Raw genomic sequence first — 12829 nt, forward strand, 5'->3', positions numbered from 1 at the left:
CCCATGATCGGCATGATTCTGGCCGCAGGCGCCGGCCGCCGCCTGCGCCCCTACACCGACACGCTCCCCAAGGCCCTGGTGCCCGTCGGGCCCGAGGGCGATGAGGAGAGCCTGACCGTCGTCGATCTGACGCTCGGCAACTTCGCCGAGGTCGGGCTGACCGAGGTCGCGATCATCGTGGGCTACCGCAAGGAGGCCCTGTACGAGCGCAAGGCGGCGCTGGAGGCCAAGTACGGCGTCAGCATCACGCTGATCGACAACGACAAGGCAGAGGAGTGGAACAACGCCTACTCCCTGTGGTGCGGCCGGGACGCCCTCAAGGACGGCGTGATCCTCGCCAACGGCGACACCGTGCACCCGGTCTCCGTCGAGAAGACGCTGCTGGCCGCGCGCGGTGACGGCAAGCGGATCATCCTCGCCCTCGACACGGTGAAGTCCCTCGCGGACGAGGAGATGAAGGTCGTCGTGGAGGACGGCGCGGGCGTCCGACGGATCACCAAGCTGATGGACCCGTCCGAGGCCACCGGCGAGTACATCGGCGTCACCCTCATCGAGGCCGAGGCCGCCGAGGAGCTGGCCGACGCGCTGAAGGCCACCTTCGAGCGCGACCCGGACCTCTACTACGAGGACGGCTACCAGGAGCTCGTCAACCGCGGCTTCAAGGTCGACGTGGAGCCGATCGGCGACGTGAAGTGGGTCGAGATCGACAACCACGAGGACCTGGCCAAGGGCAGGAAGATCGCGTGCCTGTACTGACCCGGCTGATTCCCGCGCCGGTCGTCGTCGACATCCGGGCCGGGGCTCTCGCGGATCTGGCGGTCGTCCTCGCCGATCAGCGGATCTCCGGCTCGGGCAAGCTGGCGGTGGCGATCAGCGGGGGTTCCGGCCGGGCGCTGCGGGAACGGCTCTCGGACAGCCTGCCGGGCGCCTCCTGGTTCGAGGTTGGCGGCGGCACGCTGAACGACGCCGTCAAGCTCGCCGAGGCCATGAAGTCCGGGCGGTACGACGCCGTGGTGGGCCTCGGCGGCGGCAAGATCATCGACTGCGCCAAGTTCGCCGCGGCGCGCGTCGGGCTGCCCCTGGTCGCCGTCGCGACGAACCTGTCCCACGACGGCCTGTGCTCCCCGGTGGCGACGCTGGACAACGACGCGGGCCGCGGCTCGTACGGCGTGCCGAACCCGATCGCCGTGGTCATCGACCTCGACGTCATCCGCGAGGCCCCCGCCCGCTTCGTGCGGTCCGGGATCGGGGACGCGCTCTCCAACATCTCCGCCGTCGCGGACTGGGAGCTGGCCCACCGCGTCAACGGCGAGGACATGGACGGCCTGGCCGCCGCGATGGCCCGGCAGGCCGGCGAGGCCGTGCTGCGCCACCCCGGCGGCCTGGAGGACGACGCGTTCCTCCAGGTGCTGGCGGAGGGCCTGGTGCTCACCGGGATCTCGATGTCGGTGGCCGGTGACAGCCGCCCGGCCTCCGGCGCCTGCCACGAGATCAACCACGCCTTCGACCTGCTCTTCCCGCAGCGGGCCGCCAGCCACGGCGAACAGTGCGGGCTGGGCGCGGCGTTCGCCATGCATCTGCGCGGCGCCGTCCAGGAGTCCGTGCGCATGGCCGAGGTGCTGCGGCGCCACGGTCTGCCGGTCACCGCCGAGGACATGGGCTTCGACGCGGCGGAGTTCGTACGGGTGGTGGCGTTCGCGCCCCGGACCCGGCCGGGCCGCTACACGATCCTGGAGCACCTGAACCTGTCCGAGGACGCCATCCGGGACTCGTACGCCGAGTACGTCAGGAGCGCCGCGGTCTGAGGGGCCGGGCCCGGTTTGACCGGCTGTGCCGGGCCCCGTAACCTTGACCGTCGGCGTTTGTTCGCCACACCTCTGAGCACCGACCTCCCGCTCGTACGGGAGAGGCCGCTCGTCCACTCCGGATCGTCATGGGTCTCAGGACCCGTGTGAGCGGCTGGCATCAGGGGTTTCCGCTTCGAGTGAGAGTGAGATCCGCGTGTACGCCATCGTGCGCAGCGGTGGTCGCCAGCACAAGGTTGCTGTCGGCGACATCGTTGAGGTTGACAAGATTTCCACTGCCAAGGTTGGCGACACGGTAGAGCTCTCTACCCTGCTCGTTGTCGACGGCGACGCCGTGACCAGCGACCCGTGGGTGCTCGACGGCATCAAGGTCCAGGCCGAGGTCGTGGACCACCACAAGGGCGCGAAGATCGACATCCTTCGCTACAAGAACAAGACCGGCTACCGCCGTCGCCAGGGTCACCGCCAGCAGTACACGGCGATCAAGGTCACCGGTATTCCCGCGGCTGCGAAGTAAGGGACTGAGAACACATGGCACACAAGAAGGGCGCATCGTCCACCCGGAACGGGCGCGATTCCAATGCTCAGCGGCTCGGCGTGAAGCGCTTCGGCGGCCAGGCCGTCAACGCCGGTGAGATCCTGGTCCGCCAGCGCGGCACCCACTTCCACCCGGGCACGGGCGTCGGCCGTGGCGGCGACGACACGCTGTTCGCCCTCGCCGCCGGTGCGGTCGAGTTCGGCACGCACCGTGGCCGCAAGGTCGTGAACATCGTTCCGATCGCCGGCTGAATTCCCGGCGCTCGTCGAGCGGTATGACGTGGAGGCGGACCTCACTTCCCGAGAAGGGAAGTGGGTCCGCCTTTCGCGTGTTGTCCCTATGGGGAATGAGCAAAGCTTTTCCGCAGGTATGCAACTGGAGGTTCCATCCATGACCACCTTCGTGGACCGCGTCGAACTGCATGTCGCCGCGGGTAACGGAGGCCACGGCTGTGCCTCCGTTCACCGTGAGAAGTTCAAGCCGCTCGGCGGCCCGGACGGCGGCAACGGCGGCCGTGGCGGCGATGTGACCCTGGTCGTCGACCAGTCCGTCACCACGCTTCTCGAGTACCACCACCACCCCCACCGCAAGGCCACCAACGGCCAGCCCGGCGGCGGCGACCACCGCACCGGCAAGGAGGGCCAGGACCTGGTCCTGCCCGTGCCGGACGGCACCGTCGTCCTCGACCGCCAGGGCAACGTGCTCGCCGACCTCGTCGGCCAGGGCACCACCTTCGTCGCCGGCCAGGGCGGCCGCGGCGGCCTCGGCAACGCGGCGCTGGCCTCCGCCCGCCGCAAGGCCCCCGGCTTCGCGCTGCTCGGCGAGCCCGGCGAGGCGCGGGACATCGTCCTGGAGCTCAAGACCGTCGCGGACGTGGCCCTGGTGGGGTACCCGAGCGCCGGCAAGTCCTCGCTGATCTCGGTCCTGTCGGCCGCGAAGCCGAAGATCGCGGACTACCCGTTCACCACGCTCGTCCCGAACCTGGGCGTGGTCACCGCCGGCGAGACCGTCTACACCATCGCCGACGTCCCGGGCCTGATCCCGGGCGCCAGCCAGGGCAAGGGCCTCGGCCTGGAGTTCCTGCGCCACGTCGAGCGCTGCTCGGTACTCGTGCACGTACTGGACACGGCGACGCTGGAGTCCGACCGCGACCCCGTCTCCGACCTCGACATGATCGAGGAGGAGCTGAAGCTGTACGGGGGGCTCGAGGACCGGCCCCGCATCGTCGTCCTGAACAAGATCGACATCCCGGACGGCCAGGACCTCGCGGACATGATCCGCCCCGACCTGGAGGCGCGCGGCTACCGCGTCTTCGAGGCGTCCGCCGTCGCCAGGACCGGGCTCAAGGAGCTGTCCTTCGCCCTGGCCGGCGTCATCGCCGAGGCGCGCGCCGCCAAGCCGGTGGAGGAGGCGACCCGTATCGTCATCCGGCCCAAGGCCGTGGACGACGCCGGGTTCACCGTCACCCTGGAGGACGACGGCATCTACCGGGTGCGCGGCGAGAAGCCGGAGCGCTGGGTGCGCCAGACCGACTTCAACAACGACGAAGCCGTGGGCTACCTCGCGGACCGGCTCGCCCGGCTCGGAGTCGAGGACCAGCTGCGCAAGGCCGGGGCCCGGGCGGGCGACGGCGTGGCCATCGGCGCCGAGGACAACGCGGTCGTCTTCGACTGGGAGCCGACCGTGTCGGCCGGTGCCGAGATGCTCGGCCGCCGGGGCGAGGACCACCGCCTGGAGGAGCAGCGTCCGGCCACCCAGCGCCGCCGCGAGCGGGAGGCCGAGCGCGACGAGGCCGCCAAGGAGTTCCAGGACTTCGACCCGTTCGCGTAGAGGTACGACGACGACCGCGGTCCCGGCCCCTTTCCGTACACCGGAGAGGACCGGGACCGCGGTCGTCGTAGGGGGCCTTCAGTGGCGGGCCGCCGCCTCGGCGGGGGAGGGAGCCGGGATCCGCTCGGCGAGCGGGACGACCGGCGGCAGGGTCTTCTCGCCCAGGAACACCCGGCGCACCACGCGCTCGGCGGCCCGCCCGTCGTCGTAGTCGCAGTAGCGCTTCCGGAACGCCGTGCGCAGCGCCGCCGCCTTCTCGCCGCGCCACTCGTCCGAGCCCAGGATCGCGGTCAGCCGCTCCTGGGTCGTCGCGACGGCGCCCGGCGGCTCGGCCATGAGGTCGAAGTACGTCCCGCGCACCACCCGGTAGGTGTCCCAGTCGTCCGCGTGGATGACGATCGGCCGGTCCAGGTTGGCGTAGTCGAACATCGCGGAGGAGTAGTCGGTGATCAGGGCGTCCGCCGCGAGGTAGAGCTCCTCGACGTTCCCGCGGCCGGAGACGTCGATGATCCGGCCGCCGGCCCGGAGCTCGGCGAGCCGCCCGGCGGGCTTGTAGAAGTAGTGCCCGCGCACCAGCAGGGTGACGCCCGGGCCCAGGTCCTCGGCCAGCTTCGACAGGTCGAGCCGGGGCGTGAAGGACTTCTCGTACTCGCGGTGGGTCGGCATGTACAGGAAGGCGGTCGTGCCGTCGGCCAGGCCGAGTTCCCGGCGGGCCGCCACGACGTCCGCCGCGGTGGCGTTGACCAGCACGTCGTTGCGCGGGTAGCCGGTCTCCAGCGTGGTGAACCGGCAGGGGTAGACCCGCTCCCAGACGGTGGTGGAGAACCGGTTGGAGGACAGGCTGTAGTCCCAGCGGTCGCACCGGCGCAGCAGCTTCTCCATGTCCATGCTGGTGGACGCCGGGTACCGCGCCTGGTCGAGGCCCATGGTCTTCAGCGGGGTGCCGTGGTGGGTCTGGAGGTGGATCTGGCCCTCGCGCTTGACGACGGTGTCGCCGAAGTTGACGTTGTTGGTGAGGTACTTGGCGCGGGCCATGACCGTCCAGTACGCGCGTGATCCGACGATCACCTTCTCCACCCCCGCGGGCACCCGGTCGCGGTGCTCGGAGCGCACGGCCCAGACGCGGCGCATCCGCGGTGCGAGGCGGCCCAGCTCGGCCTCGATCGCGGCCGGGTTGCAGGAGTAGCCGCGCCCCCAGTACGCGGAGAACACCGCGAGGTTCTCGTCCAACGGCATCCGCAGCCCGCACCGGTAGAGCACGCCGAGGGCGGCCCGCCTGGCCCGGCCGACGCGGGCCCGCCCGCCCAGCCGGGCGCGGTGGCGGACGTTGTTGGCGCGGGTCAGGCCGAAGAACGCGGAGTACGCGTCCATGCCGAGCAGCGCGTACTTGTAGCCCCGCCCGCCCGGCGGCCGCTCGAAGCCCTCGGGCAGCCGTGCGCGGTAGACCTCGGCGGCCCGGTGGAAGAACTCGGAGCGTGCGTCGCGCGGCAGCCGGCCCGGCTTCTCCAGCACGGTCAGGAAGTGGTCGGTCATTTTCAGGAAGAGCGCCGGACGCCAGCGTTCCAGCTCCGGATGCCCGCCCAGGAAGGCGAACACCCGGTCGTACTGGTCGAAGACATCGAAGTGTTTTCGGCTGACTGTACGAAGGATGTTGCCGCCCTCACGCCGTTGACGGTAGAGCACACAGGAGCGGTCGAGCACCGCGATGCGCTCCGCCGCGATGAGCGAGCTGTACGTCCACGGCGCGTCCTCGTAGTAGCCGGGCGGGAACCGGAAGCCGTGCCGGCTGACGAAATCGCGCCGGTAGGCCTTGTTCCAGACGATCTGGAGCAGATCCAGCAGCCGCGGGCGCTCCGCGAGCGAGAAGACGGCCGGGCCCTCCTCGGAGAGCAGTTCGGAGCGTGTGTTGCGCAGGTGCCGCCCGTCCCAGTAGGTCCGGGTGTAGTCGTAGATCAGGACATCCGGGTCGTCCGTCGCGTCCAGCCGTGCCGCGATGGCCGCCAGAGAGCCCGGCGCCAGGGTGTCGTCGCTGTCCAGGAAGAGGACGTAGTCGCCGGTCGCCAGCTCCAGACCCGCGTTGCGGGCGCGGCCCAGGCCCACGTTCTCCGTGAGGTGCAGCACCCGCAGCCGGTCGTCGCGCGCCGCGTAGGTGTCGAGGATCGCGCCGGAGCCGTCCGGGGAGCAGTCGTCGACGCCGATGACCTCGAAGTCGGCGAAGTCCTGCCCGAGCACGGAGTCGAGACACTCCCCGATGTACCCCCGGACGTTGTACGCAGGCACGACGAGTGTCAGTCGAGGCATCGTTCACCAGTTCCAGCTGTCCGCGGTGTCTGTTACGGGGCGCGGACGGACCGTGCGACAGTGGTCGATGTCCGGCATCCGAAAAGCGTAATTGATGGCTCCGGGCCCATCCGGAGATTGCCGCGGGGCGTACACGTAGGGTGGAACGCCGGCGGGATTCGGCATCCGACAGGAGACGCACGACATGACCTGGATGGTTACGGGCGGGGCGGGTTACATCGGGGCGCACGTGGTGCGCGCGATGCTCGCGGGCGGTCAGCGGGTGGTCGTGTTCGACGACCTGTCCACCGGCAGCGCCGACAAGGTCCCCGCGGGGGTCCCCCTGGTCACCGGCAGCGTTCTCGACCGCCGGGCCCTCGATGCCGCGATCGCCGGGCACGGGGTGACCGGCGTGGTGCACATCGCGGGCAAGAAGCAGGTCGGCGAGTCCGTGGAGCGCCCTCTGTACTACTACAAGGAGAACGTCACCGGCCTGGAGGTCCTGCTGGAGAGCATGGTCGCCGGGGGCGTCGGCCGGCTGGTGTTCTCCTCGTCGGCCGCCGTCTACGGCATGCCCGACGTCGACCTCGTCACCGAGACGACGCCGTGCGCCCCGATGAGCCCGTACGGCGAGACCAAGCTCGTCGGCGAGTGGCTCATCCACGCCGCCGCCAGGGCCCACGGGCTGCGCTGCGCCTCGCTGCGCTACTTCAACGTGGCGGGCGCGGCCGAGCCGGAGCTGGCCGACGCCGGCGTCTTCAACCTGATCCCGATGGTCTTCGAGCGCCTGGAGGCGGGCGAGTCCCCGCGCATCTTCGGCGACGACTACGCGACGCCGGACGGCACCTGCGTCCGCGACTACATCCACGTCGAGGACATCGCCTCCGCCCACCTCGCCGCCGCCCGCCGGCTGGAGTCCGCGGAGGCCGGCACGGACCTCACGCTGAACATCGGCCGCGGCGAGGGAAGCTCGGTGCGCGAGATGGTCGACCGCATCCTCAAGGTCACGGGCAGCGAGGACACCGCCGCCGAGGTCGTGGCACGCCGTCCCGGCGACCCGGCCCGCGTGGTCGCCGGCGCCGACCGCATCCGCGCGGAGCTGGACTGGTCGGCGCGGTACGGCGTGGACGAGATGATCGACTCCGCGTGGCGGGGCTGGCGCCTGCGCCACCCGTAGCCCTCGGTACGCCCCCCCGTACGGGTGACGAAAAGTTGCCGCTTTTCGTCCGGATGTGTCGGTGAACCCGGTCATGGGTCGTTTCGCCGCCGAAGTGGGGATGTGGGTCAGTAGGGTCGGCTGCGGCGGACCGCCGCCGCATCGGCCACATCTCATCGTGGGGGCAGCAAACTGTGAAGGCTCTCGTACTTTCCGGTGGGGCGGGCACCCGGCTTCGTCCCATTACCCATACCTCCGCCAAACAGCTGGTGCCGGTGGCGAACAAACCGGTGCTCTTCTACGGCCTGGAGGCCATCGCGGAAGCCGGGATCACCGAGGTCGGCATCATCGTGGGCGACACCGAGGAGGAGATCCGGGCGGCGGTCGGCGACGGTTCCCGCTTCGGCATCGACGTCACCTACATCCGGCAGTCCGAGCCGCTCGGCCTCGCCCACGCGGTCCTGGTCGCCCGGCGCTTCCTGGGCGACGACGACTTCGTGATGTATCTGGGCGACAACTTCATCGTCGGCGGGATCGCGGACCTGGTCGAGGAGTTCCGCGCGGACCGGCCCGACGCGCGGATCCTGCTGACCCAGGTGCCCGACCCGGCCTCGTTCGGCGTCGCGGAACTGGACGGGGACGGCAGGGTGGTGGCCCTGGAGGAGAAGCCCGAGCACCCCAAGAGCGACCTGGCGCTCGTCGGCGTCTACCTCTTCACCCCGGCCGTCCACGAGGCCGTCCGCTCGATCCGGCCCTCCTGGCGCGGCGAGCTGGAGATCACCCACGCCCTCCAGTGGCTGATCGACCGGGAACGCGACGTGCGCTCCACCATCATCCGGGGCTACTGGAAGGACACCGGCAACGTCACCGACATGCTGGAGGTCAACCGGACCGTGCTGGAGAGCGTCGAGCCGTCCACCGAGGGCGCCTACGTCGACGGCGAGAGCGAGATCATCGGCCGTGTGCTGATCGAGCCGGGTGCCCGGGTCACCCGCAGCCGGATCGTCGGACCCGCCATCATCGGGGCCGGTTCGGTGATCAGCGACGCCTATGTCGGCCCGTTCACCTCGGTCTCCCAGAACTGCCGCATCGAGGACAGCGAGATCGAGTACTCCATCGTGCTGCGGGGCGCCTCCATCGACGGGGTGCGGCGCGTGGAGGCGTCGCTGATCGGCCATGACGTCGAGGTGACGCCCGCGCCCCGCAGCCCCTCCGCCCACCGACTCGTCCTCGGCGACCACAGCAAGGTGCAGATCTCCTCATGACCACCACCCGCATCCTCGTCACCGGCGGCGCCGGCTTCATCGGCTCCCACCACGTCCGTACGCTGCTCGGCCCGGACGGCCCCGGGAACGTCGCCGTCACCGTGCTCGACGCGCTCACCTACGCGGGCAACCCGGCCAACCTGGACGAGGTCCGGGACCACCCCGGCTTCTCCTTCGTGCACGGCGACATCTGCGACGCGGAGCTGGTCGGACGGCTCATGGCCGGGCACGACCAGGTGGTGCACTTCGCCGCCGAGTCCCACGTCGACCGCTCCATCGACGGCGGCGCGGCCTTCGTCCGTACGAACGTCGTGGGCACCCACACCCTGGTCCACGCCGCGCACGAGGCGGGCGTGCGCACCTTCGTCCACGTCTCCACCGACGAGGTCTACGGCTCCATCGACGAGGGCTCCTGGACCGAGCGCGAACCCCTCGCGCCCAACTCCCCGTACTCCGCCTCCAAGGCGTCCAGCGACCTCATCGCGCTGGCGTACCACCGCACCCACGGCCTCGACGTCCGGGTCACCCGCTGTTCCAACAACTACGGGCACCACCACTTCCCCGAGAAGGTCATCCCGCTCTTCGTGACGAACCTCCTGGAGGGCCGGCCCGTCCCGCTCTACGGCGACGGCGCCCACGTCCGCGACTGGCTGCACATCGACGACCACGTCCAGGGCATCGAACTCGTCCGCACCCAGGGCCGCCCCGGCGAGGTCTACAACATCGGCGGCGGCACCGAACTCTCCAACAAGGAGCTCACCCGGCTGCTCCTGGAGGCGTGCGACGCCGACTGGGACACCGACGTGGTCCACGTCGAGGACCGCAAGGGCCACGACCGGCGCTACTCCGTCGACTGCGCCAAGATCCGCGAGGAGCTGGGCTACACGCCCCGCAAGGACTTCCGGACCGGCCTCGCCGAGACCGTCCGCTGGTACCGCGAGAACCGGTCCTGGTGGGAGCCGCTCAAGGAGAGGGCCGCCCTGTGAGGCCGCGCTGGCTGGTCACCGGGGCCGGCGGCATGCTCGGCCGGGACCTGACGACTGCTCTGGCCCGCGAGGACGCCACCGTCGTCGCCGCTGACCGCGCGGCCCTGGACATCTCCGACCCGGCGCAGGTCCGCGCGGTCCTCGGTGCCCAGCGGCCCGCCGTCGTGGTCAACTGCGCCGCCTGGACCGCCGTCGACGACGCGGAGAGCCGGGAGGCCGAGGCCCTGCGCGTCAACGGCACCGGACCCGCCGTCCTGGCCGACGCCTGCCGCGCCCACGGCAGCGTCCTGCTGCACGTCTCCACCGACTACGTGTTCGCGGGCGACGCGGACCGGCCGTACCCGGAGGACGCCCCGACCGCCCCGCGCGGCGCCTACGGCCGCACCAAGCTGGCCGGCGAGCGCGCGGTCCTGGAGACCCTGCCCGACACGGGCCACGTCGTCCGCACCGCCTGGCTCTACGGCGCGGGCGGCGCCAACTTCGTCCGTACGATGATCAAACTGGAAGCCGTCAAGGACACCCTCGACGTGGTGGACGACCAGCGCGGACAGCCCACCTGGACCGCCGACCTCGCCGCGCGACTGGTCCTGCTGGGCCGCGCCGCGCTCGACGGCACCGCACCGGCGGGCGTCTACCACGGCACCAGCGGCGGCGAGACGACCTGGTACGGCCTGGCCCGCGAGGTCTTCCGGCTGCTCGGCGCCGACCCGGACCGCGTCCGCCCGACCAGCAGCGCCGCCTTCGCCCGCCCCGCGCCCCGGCCCGCGTACAGCGTGCTCGCGCACGACCGCTTCACGGCCGCCGGCATCGAGCCCCTCCGCGACTGGAGTACGGCCCTGCACGCGGCCTTCCCCACCCTGCTCGCCGCCGAACGCCCCGCTCAGCCGGCCACCGGGCTGAGCGACGGCTCGCCCGACCTGACCTCCGGGACCGCCGGGCCGTCCACCCGCAGCCGCGCGTAGTACGCCTCGCACGCCGCGTACGACGGCAGCAGCCCCCGCTCCTCGGCCTCGGCGAGCGCCGGGGCCGACGCGTCCTTCGGGGACAGCAGCGGCGCGATGTCCGACGGCCACGCGATGCCCAGTTCCGCGTCGAGCGGGTCGACGCCGTGCTCGCGCTCCGGCGCGTACCCCTCGGAGCACAGGTACAGCACGCAGGCGTCGTCCGTCAGCGCCATGAAGCCGTGCCCGAGCCCCTCCGCGAGGTAGACCGCCCGGTGGTCGGTGTCGTCCAGCCGGACCGCCTCCCACCGCTTGTACGTGGGCGAGCCCGTGCGTACGTCCACGATCACGTCGAGCACCGCGCCCCGCACGCACTTCACGTACTTCGCCTGGCCCGGCGGCACGTCCGCGAAGTGGATCCCGCGCAGCGTGCCCCGGCGCGAGGTGGAGAAGTTGGCCTGCGCGAGCCCCAGCGTGTGCCCGGCCGCGGCCCCCAGGTCCGCCGCCCTGAACCACTCGTGGAAGCTGCCGCGATCGTCCGGGACGACCTGGGGCTCGTGCACCCAGGCCCCGGGAACGGAGAGCCGGCGCATGCGATCACATCCTCTTCGCAGTCCTCGGGACCTCCTGCCGGCCCCCGGTACCTCTGCCCAACGAGTCCACGGACCGAACGGACACGGAACGGGACGCACCGGTACGAAAGGGGTTCCATGCTGCGGAACGCGAAGGCGCCGGAATCCGCTCTCGCGTAGATTGCGGGGTCCAGCGAACGAACTTGGGGGACCGGGTGGCAGGGGCAAGGCAGGGCGTCACGGAAGCCCGCAGGATCGTGGTCAAGGTCGGTTCCTCCTCCCTCACCACCGCCGCCGGCGGCCTCGACGCCGACCGGGTCGACGCGCTCGTCGACGTACTGGCCAAGGTCCGCGACGGCGGCGAACGCGAGGTCGTCCTCGTCTCCAGCGGCGCCATCGCGGCCGGCCTCGCCCCGCTCGGACTGCACCGCAGGCCCAAGGACCTGGCCCGCCAGCAGGCCGCGGCCAGCGTCGGCCAGGGGCTCCTCGTCGCCCGCTACACCGCCTCCTTCGCCCGCTACGGCGTCCGCGTCGGCCAGGTCCTGCTCACCAGCAACGACACCAGCCGCCGCGCCCACTACCGCAACGCCTACCGCACCCTCGACCAGCTCCTGGACATGGGCGCGCTGCCCGTCGTCAACGAGAACGACACCGTCGCCACCGACGAGATCCGGTTCGGCGACAACGACCGGCTCGCCGCCCTCGTCGCCCACCTGGTCCGCGCCGACCTGCTGGTCCTCCTCTCCGACGTGGACGGCCTCTACGACGGCGACCCGAGCATCCCCGGCACCACCCGCATCGCCGAGGTCACCGGCCCCGCAGACCTGGCCGGGGTCAGTATCGGCAGCGCCGGCAAGGCGGGCGTCGGCACCGGCGGCATGGTCACCAAGGTCGAGGCCGCCCGCATCGCCACCGCAGCCGGCGTCCCCGTCGTGCTCACCTCCGCCAGCCACGCCGCGGACGCCCTCGCCGGCCGCGACACCGGCACCTACTTCCACCGCACCGGCCGCCGCTCCGCCGACCGGCTGCTCTGGCTCGCCCACGCCTCGACCCCGCGCGGCTCGCTGACCCTCGACGACGGGGCGGTGCGGGCGGTCGTGGAGCGCCACAGCTCGCTGCTGCCCGCCGGGATCGCGGCGGTCGAGGGCGAGTTCGCCGCGGGAGACCCGGTGGAGCTGCGCGACCTGAAGGGCCGTCCGGTGGCCCGCGGGCTCGTCAACTTCGACGCCAAGGAGATGCCGCAGCTCCTCGGCCGCTCCACCCGGGACCTCGCCCGGGACCTCGGCCCCGCCTACGAGCGCGAGGTCGTACACAGGGACGATCTCGTCGTCCTGCACGGCTGACGCGGCCCCTGAAACGGCTGAAAGTCCGGCCAACGGACGGGGACCTTCACGAAAACCGCCCCACACGGGGCCGCGGACTGGTCCACTTTGTAGCAGGGAAACTGCGGGGTACA

The 12829-nt window shown here is 71.5% G+C and carries 12 protein-coding genes; 10 read left to right on the top strand and 2 right to left on the bottom strand.

Features of this window, described 5'->3' with window-relative positions:
• Nucleotides 1–3 precede the first annotated feature (3 nt).
• From BLW14_RS21585 to obgE, 5 genes are all read left to right on the top strand, one after another.
• Nucleotides 4–756 carry a phosphocholine cytidylyltransferase family protein gene (locus tag BLW14_RS21585; protein ID WP_093708851.1) on the top strand — a complete coding sequence of 251 codons (753 nt, stop codon included), beginning with the start codon at nucleotides 4–6 and terminating at the stop codon, nucleotides 754–756.
• The gene (locus BLW14_RS21590) at nucleotides 744–1805 is read left to right on the top strand and encodes an iron-containing alcohol dehydrogenase family protein (RefSeq protein ID WP_093708852.1); all 1062 of its coding nucleotides are present in this window, start codon (nucleotides 744–746) and stop codon (nucleotides 1803–1805) included. Before BLW14_RS21585 ends, BLW14_RS21590 begins: the two co-directional genes overlap by 13 nt.
• A 196-nt stretch (nucleotides 1806–2001) precedes the next feature.
• Nucleotides 2002–2322 (top strand): 50S ribosomal protein L21, encoded by a 321-nt coding sequence (rplU, locus tag BLW14_RS21595; protein WP_014045903.1) that lies wholly within the window; start codon nucleotides 2002–2004, stop codon nucleotides 2320–2322.
• 14 nt (nucleotides 2323–2336) lie between these two features.
• Complete coding sequence (gene rpmA, locus BLW14_RS21600; RefSeq protein WP_018103204.1) at nucleotides 2337–2594, top strand: 50S ribosomal protein L27; 258 nt, start codon at nucleotides 2337–2339, stop codon at nucleotides 2592–2594.
• A 139-nt stretch (nucleotides 2595–2733) separates the two neighbouring features.
• On the top strand, nucleotides 2734–4173 hold the full coding sequence (gene obgE / locus BLW14_RS21605; protein WP_093708853.1) for a GTPase ObgE: 1440 nt from the start codon (nucleotides 2734–2736) through the stop codon (nucleotides 4171–4173).
• Between the two features lie 78 nt (nucleotides 4174–4251).
• Here obgE and BLW14_RS21610 read toward each other — a convergent pair whose 3' ends face one another.
• Nucleotides 4252–6474, bottom strand: coding sequence for a bifunctional glycosyltransferase/CDP-glycerol:glycerophosphate glycerophosphotransferase (locus tag BLW14_RS21610; RefSeq protein WP_093708854.1), 2223 nt, complete (start codon nucleotides 6472–6474; stop codon nucleotides 4252–4254).
• A gap of 184 nt (nucleotides 6475–6658) precedes the next feature.
• On the opposite strand from BLW14_RS21610, the gene galE reads away from it, so the two are divergent.
• The 4 genes from galE to rfbD all read left to right on the top strand — a co-directional run bounded on the left by galE (nucleotide 6659) and on the right by rfbD (nucleotide 10822).
• The gene (gene galE, locus BLW14_RS21615) at nucleotides 6659–7630 is read left to right on the top strand and encodes a UDP-glucose 4-epimerase GalE (RefSeq protein WP_093708855.1); all 972 of its coding nucleotides are present in this window, start codon (nucleotides 6659–6661) and stop codon (nucleotides 7628–7630) included.
• A gap of 173 nt (nucleotides 7631–7803) precedes the next feature.
• Nucleotides 7804–8874 (top strand): glucose-1-phosphate thymidylyltransferase, encoded by a 1071-nt coding sequence (locus tag BLW14_RS21620; protein WP_093708856.1) that lies wholly within the window; start codon nucleotides 7804–7806, stop codon nucleotides 8872–8874.
• Nucleotides 8871–9860, top strand: a complete 990-nt coding sequence (gene rfbB / locus BLW14_RS21625) for a dTDP-glucose 4,6-dehydratase (RefSeq protein WP_093708857.1) — start codon at nucleotides 8871–8873, stop codon at nucleotides 9858–9860. The genes BLW14_RS21620 and rfbB overlap by 4 nt, the downstream gene beginning before the upstream one ends.
• Entirely contained in the window at nucleotides 9857–10822 is a 966-nt protein-coding gene (gene rfbD, locus BLW14_RS21630; protein ID WP_093708858.1) for a dTDP-4-dehydrorhamnose reductase, read from the top strand. The genes rfbB and rfbD overlap by 4 nt, the downstream gene beginning before the upstream one ends.
• Here the strand turns inward: rfbD and BLW14_RS21635 are convergent.
• Nucleotides 10741–11394 carry a dTDP-4-dehydrorhamnose 3,5-epimerase family protein gene (locus BLW14_RS21635; protein ID WP_093708859.1) on the bottom strand — a complete coding sequence of 218 codons (654 nt, stop codon included), beginning with the start codon at nucleotides 11392–11394 and terminating at the stop codon, nucleotides 10741–10743. The genes rfbD and BLW14_RS21635 overlap by 82 nt on opposite strands.
• A gap of 236 nt (nucleotides 11395–11630) precedes the next feature.
• On the opposite strand from BLW14_RS21635, the gene proB reads away from it, so the two are divergent.
• On the top strand, nucleotides 11631–12716 hold the full coding sequence (gene proB, locus BLW14_RS21640; protein WP_218137700.1) for a glutamate 5-kinase: 1086 nt from the start codon (nucleotides 11631–11633) through the stop codon (nucleotides 12714–12716).
• Nucleotides 12717–12829 lie beyond the last annotated feature (113 nt).

Source organism: Streptomyces sp. 2131.1 (genome assembly GCF_900105515.1).
Lineage (GTDB): Bacteria > Actinomycetota > Actinomycetes > Streptomycetales > Streptomycetaceae > Streptomyces > Streptomyces drozdowiczii.